Genomic DNA, 20,341 nt, shown 5'->3' with positions numbered 1-20,341 from the left:
CATTAACCGTTGCGGATCAGGTCGGCGGCGCGTTCGGCGATCATGATGGTGGGCGCGTTGGTGTTTCCCCCGATCAGGCGGGGCATCACGCTGGCATCTGCCACGCGGAGCCCTTCCAGACCGTGAACGCGCAGTTCGGGATCGGTCACCGCCAGTTCGTCGCGCCCCATGCGGCAGGTGCCGACAGGGTGATAGATCGTGTCGGCGCGGGCGCGGATGTCGGCTTCGAGGGATTTGTCCGTTCCGTCAAGGGGATAGAGCCTCTGGCCACGCCACGGGGCCATGGGTTCGGAGTCCATCGCCTGTTCCAGAAGCCGGACGCCGCGTTTGAGCGTGTCCATGTCGCGGGGGTCGGACAGGAAGTCGGGGTCGATGCGCGGGGGGCTGGCGGGGTTGGCGTCCTGAAGTCCGACGGTGCCGCGCGACTGGGGGCGCAGGACGCAGACATGGGCGGTGTAGCCGTCGGCAAGGTGGATGCGGCGCATGTGGTCATCCACGATGGCGACGCAGAAATGCGCCTGAAGATCAGGGATTTGCAGGTCGGGGCGCGAGCAGAAGAAGGCCCCGCCTTCGGCCCCCACGCTGGTGAGGACGCCGGTGCCGTGGCGGCGGAAGGGCGCGATCCCGCGCAAGAGGCGCAGGATACCCGCCGGATTGAACCCCACCACATCGGGGCGGAGCGAGCGCCAGTGCAGCGTGTGGTCGAGATGGTCTTGCAGGTTTTGCCCGACGCCTTCGAGGGCGTGATTAACCGCGATGCGATGGGTTCGCAGCTCCTCGACCGGTCCGATGCCGGACAGGAGGAGGATCTGTGGTGTCCCGAAGGCCCCGGCCGAGAGGATGACCTCGCGCCCTGCGGTGAGGGTGAGGGTGCGGCGGCCCTGCCGCGCGATCAGGCCCGTGGCGCGTTTGCCGTCGAGCGTCAGGCGCTGCACCGTCGCGCCGGTGAGGACCGTCAGGTTGGGGCGTGACAGCACGGGATGCAGATAGGCGGCGGCGGCAGAGCAGCGGCGGCCCTTGCGGGGGCCGCTGTGGAACTGGGTGACCTGATAGAGCCCCGCGCCCAGTTGCGTGGGGCCGTTGAAGTCGCGGGTTTCGGGGAGTTGCAGGGTCTGCATGGCGCGGATGAAGGCATGGGTGGCGGGCAGGGGACTGGCCTGATCGGTGACGCTGAGGGGGCCGTCCGCGCCGTGCAGGTCAGAGGCGCCGCGGGAATTTCCTTCGGATTTCAGGAAGTAAGGCAGGACGGAGCGCCAGTCCCAGCCATCGGCGCCAAGGTCGGCCCATGTGTCGTAATCCGACGGGTGGCCCCGGGTGTAGAGCATGGCGTTGATGGCCGAGGAACCGCCCAGTGCCCTGCCGCGCGGTTGATAGCAGCGGCGGTTCATCAGGTGGGGCTGGGGCGTGGTGCGGAAGGCCCAGTTGTGCAGTTTCGGGCGGCCCGACACCATGGCGGCGACCATGGCGGGGGTGTTGATCAGAAAGGATTTTCCGTCACCGCCCGCTTCCAGCAGGCAGACCGTCACGGCGGGGTCTTCGGACAGGCGGGCGGCGAGGACCGAGCCTGCGGAGCCGCCACCGGCGATGATGTAATCGTACTGCATGGGCACCTCCACCAGCCGAGATTAGGGACCGTCGGGGCGCTGGGGAAGCGTGACGTGGCGGCGGGGGGTGTGCCGATGGTTGTGCCGCAAACTGTGCAGACAGCTGTACATACGCGATTGGCGCACAGATGCGGGTGAAACGTGGTTAAGGGTGCGCTGGTGCAGGATGGGCAATAGTGCCCATCCTACGGTCAGCCGCGCAGGGTGCCGCCTGTGGCCTTGGTCACCTTTTCGATGATCTTGGCCGAGACAGCCTCGATTTCCGGCTCGGTCAGGGTCTTTTCGGTGGGTTGCAGGCGGACGGTCAGGGCGATGGATTTCTTGCCCGCGCCCATCTGTGCCTCTGCCTTCTCGCCGGTGAACTGGTCGAAGAGGCGGACGCTTTCGATCAGTGCCTTGTCGGCCCCCTGGGCGGCGTTGATGGCTGTCAGCGCCTCGACCCCCTTGTCCACGACGAAGGCGAAGTCCCGTTCCACCGCCTGCAGGTCGCTGATGGCGAGTGCGGGGCGGGTGGGGGTCTTCACCTTGGGCAGGGGGACGTTGGCGACGAGGATGGTGAAGGCCACCGCAGTTCCCTTGACGCCGAGGGCGGCGAGGACGCGGGGATGCACCTCGCCAAAGGTGGCGAGCGTGTTGGGGCCGAGGCCGATCACGCCGGAGCGGCCGGGGTGCCACCATGCGGCGACCTTGCGTGTGATCTGCACGCGGGCGGGGGCGCCGAGGGCGGCGAGGATCGCTTCGGCATCGGCCTTGGCATCGAAGACGTCGACGGGGCGGCGGCTGCCATAGGGATCGCGCGGGGCGGTGTGGCCGACGAGCAGGCCCGTCGCCTGCAGGTGCTGTTCGCCCGGTTCGCCGCCGTGGAAGGCGGGGCCGATCTCGCACAGCGCGAGGTCGGCGAAGCCGCGCGCCTGATTGCGGGCGGCGGCGCGCAGGAGGCCCGGCAGCAGGTCGGGGCGCAGGTGGGTCATTTCCGAGGAAATGGGGTTTTCGACCCGCACCGCATCCGTGCCGCCGCCGAACAGGGTGGCGGCCTCATGGTCGATGAAGCTGTAGGTGACGCATTCGTTGTAGCCGAGTGCGGCGAGGGTGCGGCGGGCCGATTTCTCGCGGATTTGCAGGGGCGTCAGGATGGGGCGGGGGACGCCGGCCTGCGTGCGGCGCAGGGGTTTGCCTTCGAGTTTGGTCAGCGAGGCGATGCGGGCGACTTCCTCGACCAGATCGGCTTCGCCGAGGATGTCGGGGCGCCATGTGGGGGGCGAGGCCATGTCGCCCGACAGGGTGAAACCCAGTGCTTCCAGCGTCCGGCGCTGTTCGGCTTCGGGGATGTCCATGCCCACCAGCGAGATGACGCGGGCGGGGTTCAGGCGGTAGGCGCGGGTCACGTCCGGCACGGCGCCATCCATGGCAAGGTCGGAGGCTTCGCCGCCGCAGAGGTCGAGGATCATCTGCGTGGCAAGGTCGAGGCCCGGCAGCGTGAAGGCCGGGTCCACCCCGCGTTCGAAGCGGTAGCGGGCGTCGGAGTTGATCTTGAGCGCGCGGCCGGTGGAGGCCACGGTGATCGGGTCCCAGAAGGCGGATTCGAGGAAGACGTCGGTCGTCGCCTCGGTGCAGCCCGAATGTTCGCCGCCCATGATGCCAGCGAGCGATTCCGGCCCGTTGTCATCGGAGATGAGCATCATGCCTTCGCGGATCGTGTAGGTCTTGCCGTCCAGCGCCAGAAGCTCCTCTCCGCCCTTGGCGGGGTGGATGCGGAGGGGGCCTGCGACCTTGGCCGCGTCGAAGACGTGGAGCGGGCGGTTCAGGGCGAAGGTGAAGAAGTTGGTGATGTCCACCAGCGCCGAGATGGGCCGCATGCCGATGGCCGTCAGGCGCTGTTGCAGCCAGTCGGGCGAGGGGCCGTTTGTCACGCCGCGGATGGTGCGGCCCGCGAAAAGGGGGCAGCCCTTCGATTTCAGCGCGGGGTCGATTTCCACGCGGACGGGCGAGGGGAAGCCGCCCTTGATCGCGGGGATCGCCAGCGGTTTCAGCGTGCCCAGACCGCGCGCGGCAAGGTCGCGGGCGATGCCGCGCACGCCGAGTGCATCGGGGCGGTTGGGGGTGATCTTGATGTGGATCATCGGGTCGACAATCTGGGGCCGGTTCTTCGCCAGCCAGTCCGAGAAGCGTTCGCCCACCTCGCCCGAGGGCAGTTCGATGATGCCGTTATGTTCGTCGGACAGTTCCAGTTCGCGTTCCGACGCCATCATGCCGTGGGATTCCACGCCGCGGATCTTGCCCACGGAAATGGTGGTGTCGATGCCCGGCACATAGGTGCCCGGCTTGCACAGGACGACGGTGATGCCCGCGCGGGCGTTGGGGGCGCCGCAGACGATTTGTTTCTCGCCCTCGTCCGTCAGGACGCGGCAGACGCGCAGCTTGTCGGCGTCGGGGTGCTGTTCGGCGTGCAGCACCTTGGCGATGGTGAAGGCGGACAGCTTGGCGGCGCGGTCGGTCACCTCTTCCACTTCCAGACCGAGATCGGTCAGGGCGTAGAGGATGTCATCCAGCGATGCCTCGGTCTCTAGGTGGTCCTTCAGCCAGGAGAGGGTGAACTTCATCTTGCCGGTCCCTTCGGAATGTCGGGGCAGGGATTAGCGCAAAGGGCGGGAAAGGGGAAGCGGGCGGGGCGGTTTCCGGGGTGGAAACGGGTTGTTTGCGCGCTGCCCGTGGCAAGGCGCGGGGTTGCCACAATCTTGCTCTGGATCAGGGGCAGGGTCGGGGCATGGACCCGATGTTTGATGTACCCCAACCTACCCGCCGTGTTCCGGCCTGGCGACTGATCCTGATCATGGGGCTGTCGCTGGTCGCGGTGCTGGTTCTGGCGCTTTGAGCCAAGGCTTTGCCTGCGTCCCCGGAAAGGCCCCCTGCGCGGGGGCCTTTTCTTTTAGCGGCTGAGCCCGCCCGGAAGGTTGGGCATGTCGAGTGCGGCAAAGCCGTAGTGGCGCAGCCAGCGCAGGTCGGATTCGAAGAAGGCACGCAGGTCGGGGATGCCGTATTTCAGCATGGCCAGACGGTCGATGCCCATGCCGAAGGCGAAGCCCTGCCATTCGTCGGGGTCGACGCCCGCGGCGCGCAGCACCTTGGGGTGGACCATGCCGGAGCCGAGGATTTCCATCCAGCGGTCGCCTTCGCCGATCCTGAGCTGGCCGCCTTCCCACGAGCAGCGGATGTCCACCTCGGCCGAGGGTTCGGTGAAGGGGAAATGCGAGGCGCGGAAGCGGAGTTCGACGGAGGGCACCTCGAAGAAGGCGCGGCAGAATTCCTCGAGCGTCCATTTCAGGTTGGCCATCGAGATGTCGCGGTCGATCGCCAGACCTTCGACCTGATGGAACATGGGCGTGTGGGTCTGGTCCATGTCCATGCGGTAGACGCGGCCCGGGGCGATGACGCGGATGGGCGCGCCCTTGTCCATCATGGCGCGGATCTGGACGGGGCTGGTATGGGTGCGCAGCACGTGGGGCGGGCGGTCGTCGCCTGCGGCGCGGTGCATGAAGAAGGTGTCGTGTTCCTGCCGCGCGGGGTGTTCGGGCGGGATGTTGAGCGCGTCGAAATTGTACCAGTCGGATTCCACCTGCGGGCCTTCGGCGACGGCAAAGCCCATGTCGGCGAAGATGGCGGAAAGCTCCTCCATCACCTGGCTGACGGGGTGGATGGTGCCCGTGCGGCGGGGGCGGCCCGGCAGGGTGACGTCCAGCCATTCGGTCCGCAGCCGTTCGTCCAGCGCGGCATCGGCCAGACCGGCCTTGCGGGCGCGCAGGGCGGCGTCGATCTCGTCCTTGAGCGCGTTCAGGCTGGCGCCTGCGGCCTTGCGCGCGTCGGGGTCCATCTTGCCCAAGCCGGCCATCATCGCGCTGATCTCGCCCTTCTTGCCCAGCGCGGCGAGGCGGACCTCTTCCAGCGCGGATTCGTCCGACGCGCCGGCGACGGCGGAAAGATACTTGGCCTTGAGCGTGTCGAGCCCGTCCATCGGTGCCTCCTGAGGGAACGCAGGGGTGGTAGCGGGAAGGGGCTTTCGATGCAAGGGGCGGGGCGCCCTGCATCTGCCCCGGGGGCCGTCTGCCCCCGGACCCCCGAGAGTATTTGGGCCGAGATGAAGGGGGTCAGCCGCCGTTGGCGCGGATCGTGGCCGCGATGCGGGCGCCGATGGCGGCGCTGCCCTTGGGCGAGGGGTGGATCAGGTCCTGCTGGTGCAGGGACGGGTCGCCATGGGGGACGAGGTCGGACATGGGCAGGAAGAAGATGCCCTTGGGGTCGGTGGCGGCAAGGCGGGCGAGGCGGCGGTCAAGCTCGTCTCCATAGGGTTTGCAGGCGCGCACGGGGGTGAAGAGGCCAGGGTTCCGCAGGTAGCCGGAATAGACGACCTTTGCCCCGTCCTTGCGGATGCGGGCGACCATCTGTGGGATCGCGCCCTGACGGCCGTCTTTCGAGATCAGGCGGTCCACCATCGTGTTGCAATGCCCGCAGGCGCAGCCGAACATCAGGTCGTTGCCGCCGCCGTTCAGCACCACCCAGTCCCAGTTGCCCGGCTGGTATTGCGCGCCGATCCGCATTCCGGCCGCGCCGGTGAGGGGCAGGTAGTAGAAGTAGCGCGCGGCGTAGACCGAGCGGTCGATAACCTCTTGTCCCAGCCTGCGTTCGATCTCGTCGGCGACGGCTTTGCCCGAGCTGCGGTTCGCCGCCATCATGGAATCGCCCATGAGAAAGATGCGGGCGTCCTTTGTCTGGTCTGTCACCATCTCGCCGCAGGAGAGCAGCGCGAAGAGGGAGAGGAGCGCGAGGAAGGAACGGATCATGGCAAGACTTTCAGGATCAAATTTCGGGTCGAGGCTGGGGGCGAAAGGCGGCGCGGTCAAGGCGCGCTTCGGTTGCGGATGCGGCGGGCGGGTGAAAAAACAGAGGAAATGCTGCGGACGGTTGTTCGTGCGGTCAAAGGGGCGGACTGCGGCAGGGGCGGGCCGCGTCAGGTGGCCGCCTGCCCTTCGAGGGGGGCGACGTGGCGCTGATAGGCGTTCTGGAGCAGTTCGCGCCAGTTGGGCTGGTTCAGGATGACGGGCGCGGTGCAGGTGGCGCAGGGGCCGGTCTTGGCGCGGTCGTGGATCAGGCCGCGGCGCCATGCGGCGGCCTTGGCCCCGAAGAAGATGTCGAAGATCGTCTCGGCGCGGTCGAGGTTGCCGATGACGTGTTTGGCATGTTCGGGGCGGTCGCTGCGGATGTGGCAGCAGGGCACGACATTGCCGGTATAGCCCATGTGGAAATGCTGGAAGACGAAGTTGCAGGGATCGGTGCGCGGGTTTTCGGGCGAGAGGTCCGGCAGCAAGCCGCCGCGGTCATTGCCGTGGCGGTCAAAGTTGATGGCGCGGGTTTCCATTTCCAGCTTGGGCGTGTCGAAGCGGGCGATGATGCTGTCATTGGGGCGGATCTGGCTGAAGCGGGCCTGAAGGCCGGTGCGGTGGGCGATTTCGGCGATGCGGTTCAGGACGTAGACGTCGGAATATTTGTCGCCCTGTTTGAGGTGGATCGACACATGCATGTAGTCGAGCCCCGCCGCGGCGAGGTCGTCGACATAGGAGGGCGTCAGGTAGTCGCCGTTGGTGTAGATCATGATGCGCGCGCGGGGCAGGGCGGCGCGCGCCTCGGCGATGCGGTCGAGGATGGCGCGGTCGTAGAGCGGTTCGTTGTAGCTGTTCAGCACGAGGAAGCGGGAATAGCCCACCTCGGCCAGATCGCGCAGGAGCTTTTCCCAGATCGCGGGCTTGATGCGGACATTGGGGCCCAGACGGTCGCCCACGACATTGGGGCAATAGTCGCAGCGGCGGTTGCAGTAGGAATGGGTTTCCACCTCGACCCGCCCGACGGTCTGGGCGAAGAGCTCGCGCTGGCGGGCGGGGTCGGTGAGGGGGGAATACATCTCGCGTCCGATATACATGGCGGCAACTCGTGACTGGAAACTACGGAACGGTCTGTGCCGGAGGATAACGGCAAAAATCGGGCTGCCAAAAGCAAAAGGCCCCGCGCGGGCGGGGCCTTTCGTAATCGGGCGATCCGGACGGATCAGGCCAGAGCGGCCTTGGCCTGCGCGGCGATGGCGTTGAACGCCTCGGGCTCGTGCACCGCCAGATCGGCGAGGACCTTGCGGTCAACCTCGATGCCGGCCTTGGCCAGACCGTTGATGAACTTGGAATAGGTCATCTCGAGGTCGAACAGGCGGACGGCGGCATTGATGCGCTGGATCCACAGGGCGCGGAAGTTGCGCTTGCGGGTCTTGCGGTCGCGGGTGGCGTACTGGTTCGCCTTGTCGACGGCCTGCGTGGCCGTGCGGAAGTTGCGCGAACGGGCGCCGTAATAGCCGGAAGCGGCCTTGATAACCTTGCGGTGACGGGCGTGCGTGACGACGCCGGATTTGACGCGGGACATGTCTTAGCTCCTTACCGGTCGTAGGGCATGTATTTCTTGACGATCTTCGCATCGCTGTCGCACAGCACCATGGTGCCGGACGCATCGCGGATGAATTTCGTCGTACGCTTGATCATGCCGTGGCGCTTGCCGGCGACGCCGGCCTTCACCCGACCGGAGGCCGTGAAGCTGAACCGCTTCTTCGCCGCCGACTTGGTCTTCATCTTGGGCATTTCCATCTCCGTGGTTGCAGGCGCGACTCGGCATGCCACATCGGCCGGTCGCGCGGGTATCGCAAGGTGGGGCGTATAGGCGGGGTCCGTCCGGCGTGCAAGGGGAAAAGCGGCGGTCAGAAGAGGTAGCGCCCGATGACCGAGAAGATGGCGTCGGGCAGGTCGGCGGGGTGGAAGGGGCGGTCGTCGGTGAGGAGGGACCATGCCGACAGGCCCGAGCCGCAGAGGAGAAGGCCACCCGCGACGACGGGCAGGCGTTCGTCCACCAGTGCGGCGAGGAGCGAGGGAAGCGCGAGGGCCAGAAGCAAGAGGCCGGTGACGAGGACGAGATCGTGGTCGACGGCCATGCTGGACCCCACCGGAACGCTACGGTTGCAGTAAGGCAGGTCAGGGCATGCAGCGCAAGTCCGCCCGCGCCATCACGGCGCAGGCGGGGGTGCGGGCGGACGCGGCCCTATTCCGGATCGACGCGGTAGATCAGCCGTTCGTCGCAGGGCGCGACGCGCAGGATGTTCGTGGTGCCCTGCACGTTGAAGGGCACGCCTGCGGTCAGCACGATCTGGTCGGTTTCCGTCGCGAAGCCGTAGGTGCGGGCCGCGCGGACGGCCGAAATGACGGCGCCCTTGAAGCGGTCCTGCTCCTCGGTGATGACGCAGTGGGCGCCCCATGTCAGGCACATGCGGCGGGCGGTGCCCATCAGCGGCGTCAGCGCGATGATCGGCACGCGGGGGCGTTCGCGCGCCACGAGCGACACGGTGGTGCCCGATTGCGAGAAGCAGCAGATGGCCTTGATGTCGGCGGCCTCGGCGATCTCGCGCGCGGCGGCGACGATGGCGTCGGCGACGGAGGTGCGGTTGATGCTGCGGCTGGCCTCGATCACCTGACGGTAGGTCGGGTCGCTTTCGACCGAGATGGCGACGTTGTTCATGGTCTGCACCGCCTCGACCGGATAGCGTCCGGCAGCGGATTCGGCGGAGAGCATGATGGCGTCGGCGCCTTCGTAGATGGCGGTGGCGACGTCCGACACCTCGGCCCGCGTCGGCATGGGCGATTCGATCATCGATTCCAGCATCTGCGTGGCGACGATCACCGGCTTGGCCGCCGCGCGGGCGCCACGGACGAGGCGTTTCTGGATCGGCGGGACGGAGTGGACGGGAAGTTCCACGCCGAGGTCGCCGCGGGCGACCATGATGCCGTCGGACACTTCGAGGATGGCGTCATAGGCTTTGACCGCTGCCGGTTTCTCGATCTTGGACAGGACGGCGGCGCGGCCCTTGGCGAGTTCCTTCGCCTCGATCACGTCTTCGGGGCGCTGCACGAAGGAGAGGGCGAGCCAGTCCACGCCCAGTTCGCAGGCGAATTCCAGATCCTTGCGGTCCTTGTCGGACAGCGCGGCGAGGGGGAGGACCACGTCGGGCACGTTGACGCCCTTGCGGTTCGAGATGGTGCCGCCGACCGTGACGGTGCAGTTGGCGAAATCCTTGCCGCAGGTTTCGACGCGCAGGCGGATCTTGCCGTCATTGACCAGCAGCGAGGCGCCGGGTTCCAGCGCGGCGAAGATTTCCGGGTGCAGAAGCTGCACGCGGGTCGCATCGCCCGGCGCGGGGTCGAGGTCCATGCGGAAGGCGGCGCCGTCGGCCAGTTCCTCGCCGGCCGGATTGGTGAAGGTGCCGACGCGGAGTTTCGGACCCTGAAGGTCGGCAAGGATGGCGATGGGGCGGCCGGTATCGGCCTCGACCTGCCGGATGATGGCGTGGCGCGCGCGGATGTCGTCATGCGTGCCGTGCGACATGTTCAGGCGGAACACGTCTGCGCCCGCCTCGAACAGGGCGCGGATGGTTGCGTAATCGCTGGAGGCCGGTCCGAGAGTGGCCACGATCTTGACGTTCCGAAGGCGTCTCATATGCCTCGTTCCTTGTGCAGTTCTACATTTTGTCGTGGGCCGCGGGTCTTATGGCGCAATCGGCGGGATGTCGCAACTGGCGCTTTTCCTTTCGTCAGAATAAATGACGAAACCATGAAAACGGCAGGGAGCGGGCGGGGGTGAGTGCCTTTCGCATCATCGGAGAGGATCGGCCCGGCCGGTGGCTGGTGACCTGCGACCATGCGTCGAACCGCGTGCCGGACTGGGTGGCGGGGGGCGATCTGGGGATCGCGCCCGAGGATATGGGGCGGCATATCGCCTGGGATGTGGGGGCGGCGGGGCTGGCCTGTGCGCTGGGGGCGGCGCTGGACAGTCCGGTGGTGATGTCGGATTTCAGCCGGCTGGTGATCGATCCGAACCGCGGCGAGGATGACCCGACGCTGGTGATGAAGCTTTATGACGGGACGATCATTCCGGCGAACCGGCATATCGGGCCCGATGGGGTGGAGGAGCGGCTGGAGCGGCTGTATCGCCCCTATCACGATGCCCTGGCGCGGCTGGCGGGGCGGCGGCCGGATGTGGTGATCGTGGCGATCCATTCCTTTACCCCCTGTCTGAAAGGGCGAAGCCCGCGTCCGTGGCATGTGGGGGTGCTGCATTCCCATCTGGACGAGCGGCTCAGCCGCGCGCTGATCGGGGTGCTGCGCGCGGAGCCGGACCTGTGCGTGGGGGATAACGAGCCCTATAGCGGCCACCTGCCCGGCGATGCGATCGACCGGCACGCGCTGCGGTTCGGGCGGCAGAACACGCTGGTGGAGGTCAGGAACGACCTGATCGGGACCGAGGCGGCGCAGGCCGAATGGGCGGCGCGGCTGGCGCCGATGCTGGAGCGTGCGCTGGCGGCGGTGGACCTTTAGCCGTGCGTTGATGGACAATCGCGCCGGCTGGCGCGGCCGGTTGCCGACGGGCCGACAGTGGACGGCCCGCGTTTGACTCGGGTGGCGCAGTTGCGGCAGGCTGGCGTTGCGAAACGTGGTTGTGCGAGTGTGTCATGGGTTTTCTGCTGTTGCTGCTTCCTGTTGCCCTGTTGGCCGGACTTTTCGGCGGCGGGGGCGATGATGGCGGGGCGTCCTCTCCGGACAGTGGTGCGGATGACGGCGTGCAGAAGGGCGGCGCGTCCGCGGATGAATTCTCGGGGGATGGCGGCGAGGATCTGCTGGCCGGATATGGCGGCGATGACGTGCTGTCCGGCGCGGGCGGGCGCGATCTGCTGGTGGGGGATGCGGGGGCGGACCGGCTGGCAGGCGGGGACGGGCTGGACGTGCTGCTGGGCGGGATGGGGGCGGATACGCTGTCGGGCGGGTCGGGCAACGATCTGCTGATCGGGGGCGGCGGGGATGACAGCCTGACCGGCGAGGGGGGCGATGACGTCCTGCTGGAAACGGGCGGGGACAATACGCTGTCGGGCGGGGCGGGCAATGACATCCTGATCGGGCTGACGGGTGAACCCGGGTCGCCGCGCGACGCGACGGGGGATCTGGATTTCGCCAGTTTCCTGTCGGGGGTGGAAGCGCGGTTCGGGGCGCAGCCCGATGCCTTTGACCGGATGCTGGAGCGCAACGTGTTTTCCCAGCGGCTGGAAGCAGGTGCCGATTCGATGTCCGGGGGCGAGGGGAACGATACGCTGGTCGGGGATCGCGGGGACACGATGACCGGCGGGGCAGGGGAGGACCTGTTCTCGGCCTTTGCGCCGCCGGTGCCGGATGATCCGGCGGACCCCGCCTTTGGCGCGGTGGTGAGGGTGGAGGATTTCCGCCCCGGCGAGGACCAGCTGGAGGTGCAGTATGTCGGGCGTGGCGATGTGACGATCGAGGTGCGCGCGGTGCAGGGCGGGGTGATGGTGTCGGCCAATGATGTCGATGTGGCCTTCCTTGCCGGGCTGGATGCGTCGCAACTGGACGCGGCGGATGTGCTGTTCAACCGAATCGTGGCCTGACGGGACGGCGGCGCGGGACGTGTCGGGGGGGCTGGTCCCCGCCGCGCGGGCAGGGCAGACTGTCGCGCGATGCAACCGCGGGAGGCCCAGATGACCCAGATCGACGATGCCACGATGCAGGCTTTGGAGGCGGCGGCCTATCGGCGGCTGCGCGACCATCTGCGGAACCGGACCGATGTGCAGAACATCGACCTGATGAACCTTGCCGGGTTTTGCCGCAACTGCCTGAGCCGCTGGATGGCCGAGGCAGCCGAGGCGCAGGGCGTCGCGCTGGGCAAGGAAGAGGCCAAGACGCTGGTCTACGGAATGCCCTATGACGCGTGGAAGGCCTTGCATCAGGCCGAGGCGAGCGAGGCGCAGAAGGCGGCCTTTACCGAGGCGTTCAAGACCCACGGCTGAGGCGGGACGGCTGGCGCGGGGCCGAGTTCTTAACAATCCCTAACACGATCCGTTTAACCGAGGGTGGCAACGGATCGTGTGATGTGATGGATTTCCTGCTGTTCAACCTTGGGCTGCCCCTGCTGATCGGGGCGCTGATCTGGGGCACCGCGTCCGACAGTGGTGCGGGGGCCGGAGGTGGCGGCGGGGCCGCCGCGGGTGACGGCACGGCCGAAGAGATCACGGGCACCGACGAGGCGGAGCTGCTTCTGGGCTATGGCGGGAATGACACCGTGCACGGGCTGGGCGGGGCGGATACGGTCTTTGCGGGCACGGGCGCGGATGTCGTCAATGGCGGTCCGGGCAATGACGCGCTGCATGGCAACGAGGGCGACGATCTGCTGGGCGGAGGACTGGGCAATGACTCGGTCATGGGCGGGTCGGGCGACGATACGCTGATGGGGGGCGAGGGCAACGACTCGCTGACCGGCGGGCCGGGGTTTGACCGCATCTTCGGCGGGGCGGGGGATGATGTCGTCACCATCTGGCCCGAGACGGACGGGGATACGGTCTTTCTGGACGACGGGGCGGATTGGCTGGATGCCACGCTGGCGCTGGGCGGGGTGACCGCGCAGGGCGGGGCCGATGCCGACCTGATGCAGGGCGGCGCGGGCAATGACACGATGCAGGGGGATGCGGGAAGCGACACGCTGGCGGGCGGCGCGGGGGCGGACCTTCTGGCCGGTGGCGGCGCGGCGGACTGGATTTCGGGGGACGAGGGGAACGATACGCTGGACGGGGGCGCGGGGGCGGATACGCTGGCAGGCGGGGCGGGGGACGACCTGATGCTGGCCGGCGCGGGCGATAGCGTTTCGGGCGGTGCGGGGGCGGATCTGGTGCGGGTGCAGGCGGGTGTGCTGGTGGACTATACGGCCGCCGGAGGTGCGCTGCGGATCGAGGATTTCCTGCCGGGTGTGGATGTGCTGGAGCTGCAGGTGGACGGGGCCGCGCCGGTGATCGCGGTGACGCCTGTCGCGGGGGGGCTGATGGTCAGTGCGGACGGGGTCGATCTGGCCTTTCTGCCCGGTCTGGTGGCGGGCGATCTGGTTGCCGCCGATGTCGGCCTTTATGCGCCGGTCGTCTGAGGCGGGATACGGCCCGATTCGGCGTTCGCTGCGGATCGACAATCGCGGGATTCCTGACGGACTGTTTCCGCAACCTTAACGCGCAGGCGGCCGCGCCAGAAAAATCTTGGCAGCACTGTGGCGTTGTGGTCAACTTTCGCGTGTCTTTTATCCGTTTTTGGGATGTGTGTCATGAGTGCGCTGTTGCTGCTGCTGGGTTTGCCCCTGCTTGCCCTTGGAGGCCTGTTTGACGGGTCGTCGTCTTCCGATGACGGCACCGAGGGGGAGGGCAGCCCCGAAGATGCGGTCCGGACAGCCGAGAATTCCACCGACGATACTGCTGACACGGTCGCGCCGATGGCCGCTGTCACGGCGACGGCGGGTCAGGACGGGCTGTTCCGTGGCACGGCGGGGCGGGACGATTTCTTCGGGCTGGAAGGCAATGACACGCTGATCGGCAACGCGGGCGACGACTGGTTGCAGGGCGGCGCGGATGCCGACCGGCTGTTCGGGGGCGCGGGCGCCGATACAGCCCTCGGGGGCAATGGCGACGATCTGCTGATGGGGATGGAGGGCAACGACTCGCTGCTGGGGAATGGCGATCGGGACACGCTGTTTGGCGGGCTTGGCCGCGATTACATGGATGGCGGGGCGGGTGACGATCTGGTCTTTGGTGGCGACGGCATCGACACGCTGCTGGGCGGCAGCGGGAATGACCTCATGACGGGCGGTGCGGGGGCGGATACGCTTTATGCCGGAAGCGGGGCGGATACTGTCACGCTCTTTGCCGATAGCGGGGCGGACCGCATCTTCCTTGGTGATGACAGGGACCGGCTTCTGGGGGCCTCGGCAGTGACGGGTGTCTTTGCGCGCGGCGGGGCGGGGGATGATGTGCTGACCGCCGGAGCGGGGAACGACACGCTTTATGGCGATCTGGACAATGACCAGCTGTCCGGCGGGGCGGGCAGCGACCTGCTGTTCGGCGGGGATGGCAATGATGCCCTGCTGGGCGGTGACGGCAACGATACCCTGCTGGGCGAGGGCGGAGCAGACCTGCTGCGTGGCGGGGCGGGGGGCGACAGTCTGGCAGGCGGTGACGGTGCGGATACGCTGGACGGGCGCGATGGCGGCACGGTGGCCGACACGCTGGACGGTGGCGGCGGGAATGACGTGATCCAGGCCGATGGTGCCGATGTCGTGACGCTGGGCGGTGGCGAGGACAGGCTGGCGGTGGGGAATGCGGACGGTCTGGTGGTGACCGATTTCGACCCCGAAGCGGACCGGATCGAAATCCTTTATGACGGCCAGACCCAGCCGGTTCTGACACTGGAAGAGGTGCAGGGCGCGGTGCTGGTGCGGCTGGACGGGGATATCGCGCTGCGGCTGGCGGGCAAGACGCTGGCGCAGGTGGATGCTGCGGACTTCGTCTTTACCCGCCTTGCCGCCTGAGGCGGCGGTGCTGCGGGGCGGCCGTCAGATCGCCGCCTTGCGCATCTCGTCCAGATAAAGCTCGCGCAGGCGGGTGGCCACGGGGCCGGGTTTGCCGGTCCCGACCGGCTGGCCGTCGATTTCCACGACCGGCATGACGAAGATGGAGGCGGCGGTGGAGAAAGCCTCGTCGGCGGCCTGCGCCTCGGCCACGGTGAAGGGGCGTTCCTCGATTTCAAACTGCGCCTCGGCGGCAAAGCGCAGGACGGCGGCGCGGGTGATGCCGTGCAGGATGTCGCTGGTCAGTTGGCGGGTGATGATGCGGTTGCCCTTGACGATATAGGCGTTGTTCGAGGTGCCTTCGGTGACGTGGCCATCCTCGGTGAACCACGAGTCGTCCACGCCCGCCTTTTTCGCCATCATCTTGCCCATGGAGGGGTAGAGGAGCTGCACCGTCTTGATGTCGCGGCGGCCCCAGCGGATGTCGGGGATCGAGATGACCTTGAAGCCGGTCTTGGCGGCGGGGGCGTCGGCGAGGTTGGGGATGTTCTGGGTGAAGGCCACGATGGTGGGTTTCACGCTTTCGTCGGGAAAGACGAAGGAGCGGTCGCCGGGATTGCCGCGCGTGACCTGCAGGTAGATCATGCCCTGGTCGATGCCGTTCAGCCGCACCAGTTCGCGGTGCATGTCCAGAAGTTCGGCATCGGAGCAGGGGGCCTGCATGTCCAACTCGTTCAGGGAGCGGTGCAGGCGGACGATGTGGCCGTCGAAATCGATCAGCTTGCCGTCGAGGACGGAGGTCACCTCATACACGCCATCGGCCATCAGGAAGCCACGGTCGAAGATGGAGACGGTGGCCTGATCCTCGGGCAGCCAGGTGCCGTTGACATAGACGGTGCGGGTCATGGGTTCCTCCCTGCGCTGCGGTCAGGGGCGGTTTGGCGGCAAGGGGGGCGCGGGGTCAAGGGGGAAGTGCGCGTTGAGCTGATGTCCTGTTGCACGGAAATGGCGATGGATATACATTCCTGATGTATATCCATAGGGGGAGGTGGCGTTGCAGGTTGCGAAGTGGGGAAACTCTCTTGCGGTGCGCCTGCCTGCGGAACTGGTGCGTGAATTGGGGCTGCGCGAAGGGGACGAAGTTGCGCTGAGGGCGGAGGACGGCGGGTTTGCCGTGCGGCGGGAGGCGCGACCCGAAGAGATTCTGGTCGGGTTGCGGAAGTTCCGCGGGCGGCTGGCTGCGGCGGACCGGTTGAGCCGTGACGATGCCGGCGGGCGGTGACTTCATCGACAGCAACGTGATCCTCTATCTGCTGGACGACGGACCCAAGGCCGGGAGGGCCGAGGCGGTGCTGGCAGCGGGTGGGGTGATCAGCGTGCAGGTGCTGAACGAGGTTCTGGTGAACTGCGTCCGCAAGGCGGGGATGGGTCTGGACGAGGCGGCCGAGTTTCTGGCGGGCATACGGCGGCTGTGCCGCGTCGTTGACCTGACCGTGGATGTGCATGACGCAGGACGGGCCGTTGCAGCGCGGTATGGGCTATCGATCTATGACGCGATGATCGTGGGGGCGGCGCTGATCGCGGGTTGTGGTCGCGTCCTGTCCGAGGACATGCAGGACGGGCTGGTGATCGAGCAGGTGTTGCGGGTGGTCAATCCGTTCAAGGCCGTGTGAGTCACCCCCACAGCGCCGCATCCGGCGGGTGGACCCCTTCGCCGTCGTAGTGCAGCGCGGGGGTGCGGTCGCGGGCCAGAAGGAGGGGGCCGTCGAGATCGGTGAAGGTGGCGTGTTGCGCGGGCAGGATCGCGGGGGCCATGGCGAGCGAGGTGCCGACCATGCAGCCCACCATCAGGGGCAGGTTTGCAGCGCGGGCCTCTGCCACCATCAGCAGGGCTTCGGTCAGGCCGCCGGTCTTGTCGAGCTTTACGTTCACCATGTCATACTTGCCCTTCAGCGAAGGCAGGCTGCGGCGGTCATGGGCGCTTTCGTCGGCGCAGACGGGGATGGGGTGGGGGATTTCCGACAGCATCCCGTCGGCCTTGGCGGGGAGCGGCTGTTCCACCAGTGCCACGCCGAGGCGGAGGAGGTGGGGGGCGAGGTCGGTATAGATTTCGGGCGTCCAGCCTTCGTTGGCGTCGATGATGATGGTGGCGCGCGGGGCGCCGGCGCGGACGGCTTCGAGTCGGGGCATGTCGTCGGGGGTGCCGAGCTTGATCTTCAGCAGCGGCCGGTGGGCATTTTCGGACGCCTGCGCGCGCATGGTTTGGGGCGTGTCGAGCGACAGGGTGAAGGCGGTGATGCGGGGCTTGGGCGGGGCCAGTCCGGCGAGGTGCCAGACGCGGGTGTTGGCCGCCTTCGCCTCCCAGTCCCAGAGCGCGCAATCGACGGCGTTGCGGGCGGCGCCGGGGGGAAGGGCGTCTTGCAGCGCGGCGCGGGTGATGCCGTGGGGCAGGGCGGCGATCTGGGCCAGCACGGTTTCGGGCGTTTCGCCGTAGCGCGCATAGGGGACGGATTCGCCGCGCCCCGTGATGCCGTGGCGGGTGACGGTGGCGGTGATGACGCGCGCCTCGGTCTTGGACCCGCGCGAGATGGTGAAGGCGCGGGCGAGGGGGAAGGTGTCGAGGGTGGCGGTGATCATGGGGGCCTCCTGTCGCGGGAAGGGGGCGTAAGGTGCGGCGCGGTGTCAAGTCATGCTGCGGGTGCGAAATGGCGCTTGTGCGCTGCGGCGCAAGATTATATCGCTGGTGCAGCATGAACTGAAATTTCCTTGCGAGAACACGATGAGCTTTCGCCTGCAACCCCCCGCCCCCGCCCGCCCGAACCGCTGCCAGTTGTTCGGCCCCGGATCGCGCCCGGCCCTGTTCGAGAAGATGGCGGCGAGTGCGGCGGATGTGATCAACCTCGATCTGGAGGATTCGGTCGCGCCGTCGGACAAGGATCAGGCGCGGGCGAACATCATCGAGGCGATTTCGGGGGTGGACTGGGGGCGCAAGACGCTTTCGGTCAGGATCAACGGGCTGGATACGCCGTGGTGGTATCGCGATGTGGTGGACCTGCTGGAAAAGGGCGGGGATCGGCTGGACCAGATCATGATCCCAAAGGTGGGCTGTGCCGAGGATCTTTATGCCGTGGATGCGCTGGTCACGGCGGTGGAGCGGGCCATGGGGCGGGTGAAGCCCATCGCCTTTGAGGTCATCATCGAATCGGCGGCGGGGATTTCCCATGTGGAGGAGATCGCCAAGGCCTCCCCCCGTTTGCAGGCGATGAGCCTTGGCGCGGCGGATTTCGCGGCCAGCATGGGGATGCAGACGACGGGCATCGGCGGGACGCAGGAGAATTATTACATGCTGCGCGAGGGGGCGAAGCACTGGTCCGATCCGTGGCACTGGGCGCAGGCGGCGATCGTGGCGGCCTGCCGGACGCATGGCATCCTGCCGGTGGACGGGCCCTTCGGGGATTTCAGCGACGACGAGGGTTTCCGCGCGCAGGCGCGGCGGTCGGCCACGCTGGGGATGGTGGGGAAATGGGCGATCCATCCCAAGCAGGTGGCGCTGGCGAACGAGGTCTTCACCCCGTCGGAAACCGCGGTGAACGAAGCCCGCGAGATTTTGGCGGCGATGGAGGCGGCCAAGGCGCGGGGCGAGGGGGCGACGGTCTACAAGGGCCGTCTGGTGGATATCGCGTCGATCAAGCAGGCCGAGGTGATCGTGCGGCAGGCGGAGCTGATTGCGGGTTGACGTTGCGTCATTGATGAATCGTTGACAGGGCGCTTGCGGCGCGGGCAAGGTCTGCCGACCGGAGCGCAGGAAACAGGCGCTTTGAAAAGATTACCCGCGCTGCGACCCACGGGGAGAGGAGGCCCCGCGCAGCATCGGGAGGACGCACGCCCCGTGGCAACCCCACGGGGCGCTGCTGTTTCGGGGGGAGCGGATCGGTTGCATCTTGGCCCCTGCTTGGCCATATAGGGGCGATCCGCTTGGGGAGTGCCCGATGAACTATCTGGAATTCGAAAAGCCGCTGGCCGAGATCGAAGGCAAGGCGGAGGAGCTGCGCGCGATGGCGCGGTCCAATTCCGGTATGGACGTGAGCAAGGAGGCCGAGGCGCTGGACCGCAAGGCGGAGGCGCTGTTGCGGGACCTGTACAAGGACCTGACGCCGTGGCGGAAATGTCAGGTGGCGCGGCATCCGGACCGGCCGCATTGCAAGGATTACATCGACACGCTGTTCACGGAGTACACGCCGCTGGCGGGGGACCGGAACTTTGCCGATGACCATGCGGTGATGGGCGGGATCGCGCGGTTCAACGACCAGCCGGTCGTGGTGATCGGGCATGAGAAGGGCAATGACACCAAGTCCCGGATCGAGCGGAATTTCGGCATGGCGCGGCCCGAGGGGTATCGCAAGGCGATCCGGCTGATGGATATGGCGGACCGGTTCCGCCTGCCGGTGGTGACGCTGGTCGATACGCCCGGCGCCTATCCGGGCAAGGGCGCGGAAGAGCGCGGGCAGGCCGAGGCCATTGCGCGGTCGACGGCGAAGTGTCTGGAAATCGGGGTGCCGCTGGTGTCGGTCATCATCGGCGAGGGCGGGTCGGGCGGGGCCGTGGCCTTTGCAACGGCGAACCGCGTGGCGATGCTGGAACATTCGGTTTATTCGGTGATCAGCCCCGAAGGATGCGCGTCGATCCTGTGGAAGGATGCCGAAAAGATGCGCGAGGCAGCCGAGGCGCTGCGCCTGACCGCGCAGGATTTGCAGAAGCTGGGCGTGATCGACCGGATCATCAAGGAACCGCTGGGCGGCGCGCAGCGGGGCCGGAAGGAGACGATCGAGGCGGTCGGCAAGGGCATCGAGGCGATGCTGAAGGAATTGTCGGGCAAGAAGCCCGATGCGCTGATCAAGGACCGCCGCGCGAAGTTCGTGGAGATGGGGTCCAAGGGGCTGGCGGCTTGAGCCCCTGGCTGATCGTCCTGATCGCGGGGTTGATGGAGACCGGCTGGGCGCTGGGTCTGAAATATTCGGACGGGTTCACGAAGCCTGTGCCGTCGGTTCTGACGGTGCTGGGCGCGGTGGCGTCGTTCTGGCTGTTGTCCATCGCGATGAAGGATCTGCCCGTGGGGACGGCCTATGCCGTCTGGGTGGGGATCGGGGCGGTGGGGACGGCGGTGATGGCCGTGTTCCTGTTCGGCGATCCGGTCAACCTGATGCGGGTGGTGGGGGTCGGACTGATCCTTGCCGGTATCGTCGCGTTGAAATTCGCCTGACTTTGCGGAGCCTGCGCGG

The 20,341-nt window shown here is 67.4% G+C and carries 21 protein-coding genes; 10 read left to right on the top strand and 11 right to left on the bottom strand.

Annotation, left to right across the window (positions count from 1 at the left end; all coding sequences use genetic code 11):
• Positions 1–2: 2 nt before the first annotated feature.
• The 9 genes from GU927_RS10130 to pyk form a co-directional block, all read right to left on the bottom strand.
• Complete coding sequence (locus GU927_RS10130) at positions 3–1,604, bottom strand: GMC family oxidoreductase (RefSeq protein WP_161762318.1); 1,602 nt, start codon at positions 1,602–1,604, stop codon at positions 3–5.
• 191 nt (positions 1,605–1,795) lie between these two features.
• Complete coding sequence (pheT, locus tag GU927_RS10125; RefSeq protein ID WP_161762317.1) at positions 1,796–4,204, bottom strand: phenylalanine--tRNA ligase subunit beta; 2,409 nt, start codon at positions 4,202–4,204, stop codon at positions 1,796–1,798.
• A gap of 326 nt (positions 4,205–4,530) precedes the next feature.
• On the bottom strand, positions 4,531–5,613 hold the full coding sequence (gene pheS, locus GU927_RS10120; protein WP_161762316.1) for a phenylalanine--tRNA ligase subunit alpha: 1,083 nt from the start codon (positions 5,611–5,613) through the stop codon (positions 4,531–4,533).
• A gap of 133 nt (positions 5,614–5,746) precedes the next feature.
• Positions 5,747–6,439 carry an SGNH/GDSL hydrolase family protein gene (locus tag GU927_RS10115; protein WP_161762315.1) on the bottom strand — a complete coding sequence of 231 codons (693 nt, stop codon included), beginning with the start codon at positions 6,437–6,439 and terminating at the stop codon, positions 5,747–5,749.
• A 167-nt stretch (positions 6,440–6,606) separates the two neighbouring features.
• Positions 6,607–7,572 (bottom strand): radical SAM/SPASM domain-containing protein, encoded by a 966-nt coding sequence (locus GU927_RS10110; protein ID WP_161762314.1) that lies wholly within the window; start codon positions 7,570–7,572, stop codon positions 6,607–6,609.
• Positions 7,573–7,697: 125 nt separating this feature from the next.
• On the bottom strand, positions 7,698–8,060 hold the full coding sequence (rplT, locus tag GU927_RS10105; protein ID WP_161762313.1) for a 50S ribosomal protein L20: 363 nt from the start codon (positions 8,058–8,060) through the stop codon (positions 7,698–7,700).
• 11 nt (positions 8,061–8,071) lie between these two features.
• Positions 8,072–8,272 carry a 50S ribosomal protein L35 gene (rpmI, locus tag GU927_RS10100; RefSeq protein ID WP_161762312.1) on the bottom strand — a complete coding sequence of 67 codons (201 nt, stop codon included), beginning with the start codon at positions 8,270–8,272 and terminating at the stop codon, positions 8,072–8,074.
• A 116-nt stretch (positions 8,273–8,388) separates the two neighbouring features.
• The gene (locus GU927_RS10095; protein WP_161762311.1) at positions 8,389–8,619 is read right to left on the bottom strand and encodes a hypothetical protein; all 231 of its coding nucleotides are present in this window, start codon (positions 8,617–8,619) and stop codon (positions 8,389–8,391) included.
• Positions 8,620–8,726: 107 nt separating this feature from the next.
• On the bottom strand, positions 8,727–10,175 hold the full coding sequence (gene pyk / locus GU927_RS10090; protein WP_161762310.1) for a pyruvate kinase: 1,449 nt from the start codon (positions 10,173–10,175) through the stop codon (positions 8,727–8,729).
• Positions 10,176–10,315: 140 nt separating this feature from the next.
• Between pyk and GU927_RS10085 the strand changes: the two genes are divergently transcribed.
• The 5 genes from GU927_RS10085 (at position 10,316) to GU927_RS10065 (ending at position 15,083) form a co-directional block, all read left to right on the top strand.
• Positions 10,316–11,053, top strand: coding sequence for an N-formylglutamate amidohydrolase (locus tag GU927_RS10085; protein ID WP_161762309.1), 738 nt, complete (start codon positions 10,316–10,318; stop codon positions 11,051–11,053).
• A gap of 134 nt (positions 11,054–11,187) precedes the next feature.
• Positions 11,188–12,132: a calcium-binding protein gene (locus GU927_RS10080; RefSeq protein ID WP_161762308.1), complete on the top strand. Its 945-nt coding sequence runs from the start codon at positions 11,188–11,190 to the stop codon at positions 12,130–12,132.
• Between the two features lie 99 nt (positions 12,133–12,231).
• The gene (locus GU927_RS10075) at positions 12,232–12,531 is read left to right on the top strand and encodes a DUF1244 domain-containing protein (RefSeq protein WP_217765588.1); all 300 of its coding nucleotides are present in this window, start codon (positions 12,232–12,234) and stop codon (positions 12,529–12,531) included.
• Between the two features lie 86 nt (positions 12,532–12,617).
• Positions 12,618–13,655, top strand: coding sequence for a calcium-binding protein (locus tag GU927_RS10070; protein WP_161762306.1), 1,038 nt, complete (start codon positions 12,618–12,620; stop codon positions 13,653–13,655).
• 171 nt (positions 13,656–13,826) lie between these two features.
• Positions 13,827–15,083 carry a calcium-binding protein gene (locus GU927_RS10065; protein ID WP_217765583.1) on the top strand — a complete coding sequence of 419 codons (1,257 nt, stop codon included), beginning with the start codon at positions 13,827–13,829 and terminating at the stop codon, positions 15,081–15,083.
• 24 nt (positions 15,084–15,107) lie between these two features.
• Here GU927_RS10065 and GU927_RS10060 read toward each other — a convergent pair whose 3' ends face one another.
• Positions 15,108–15,968, bottom strand: a complete 861-nt coding sequence (locus GU927_RS10060) for a D-amino-acid transaminase (RefSeq protein ID WP_161762305.1) — start codon at positions 15,966–15,968, stop codon at positions 15,108–15,110.
• 148 nt (positions 15,969–16,116) lie between these two features.
• On the opposite strand from GU927_RS10060, the gene GU927_RS10055 reads away from it, so the two are divergent.
• Positions 16,117–16,344, top strand: a complete 228-nt coding sequence (locus tag GU927_RS10055; protein ID WP_161762304.1) for an AbrB/MazE/SpoVT family DNA-binding domain-containing protein — start codon at positions 16,117–16,119, stop codon at positions 16,342–16,344.
• Positions 16,328–16,735, top strand: a complete 408-nt coding sequence (locus GU927_RS10050) for a PIN domain-containing protein (protein ID WP_161762437.1) — start codon at positions 16,328–16,330, stop codon at positions 16,733–16,735. Before GU927_RS10055 ends, GU927_RS10050 begins: the two co-directional genes overlap by 17 nt.
• 1 nt (position 16,736) lies before the next feature.
• Here the strand turns inward: GU927_RS10050 and dgcA are convergent, their stop codons facing one another.
• Positions 16,737–17,699: an N-acetyl-D-Glu racemase DgcA gene (gene dgcA, locus GU927_RS10045; protein WP_161762303.1), complete on the bottom strand. Its 963-nt coding sequence runs from the start codon at positions 17,697–17,699 to the stop codon at positions 16,737–16,739.
• 142 nt (positions 17,700–17,841) lie between these two features.
• On the opposite strand from dgcA, the gene GU927_RS10040 reads away from it, so the two are divergent.
• The 3 genes from GU927_RS10040 (at position 17,842) to GU927_RS10030 (ending at position 20,322) form a co-directional block, all read left to right on the top strand.
• Positions 17,842–18,798 (top strand): L-malyl-CoA/beta-methylmalyl-CoA lyase, encoded by a 957-nt coding sequence (locus GU927_RS10040; RefSeq protein WP_161762302.1) that lies wholly within the window; start codon positions 17,842–17,844, stop codon positions 18,796–18,798.
• A 253-nt stretch (positions 18,799–19,051) separates the two neighbouring features.
• Entirely contained in the window at positions 19,052–20,011 is a 960-nt protein-coding gene (locus tag GU927_RS10035) for an acetyl-CoA carboxylase carboxyltransferase subunit alpha (RefSeq protein ID WP_161762301.1), read from the top strand.
• Positions 20,008–20,322, top strand: a complete 315-nt coding sequence (locus GU927_RS10030; protein WP_161762300.1) for a DMT family transporter — start codon at positions 20,008–20,010, stop codon at positions 20,320–20,322. Before GU927_RS10035 ends, GU927_RS10030 begins: the two co-directional genes overlap by 4 nt.
• Positions 20,323–20,341: the final 19 nt, after the last annotated feature.

This window comes from Paragemmobacter amnigenus (genome assembly GCF_009908265.2).
In the GTDB taxonomy this organism is placed as follows: domain Bacteria; phylum Pseudomonadota; class Alphaproteobacteria; order Rhodobacterales; family Rhodobacteraceae; genus Paragemmobacter; species Paragemmobacter amnigenus.
The sequence above is the reverse complement of the archived record's forward strand: the minus strand, read 5'-3'. Positions and strand labels throughout refer to the sequence as shown.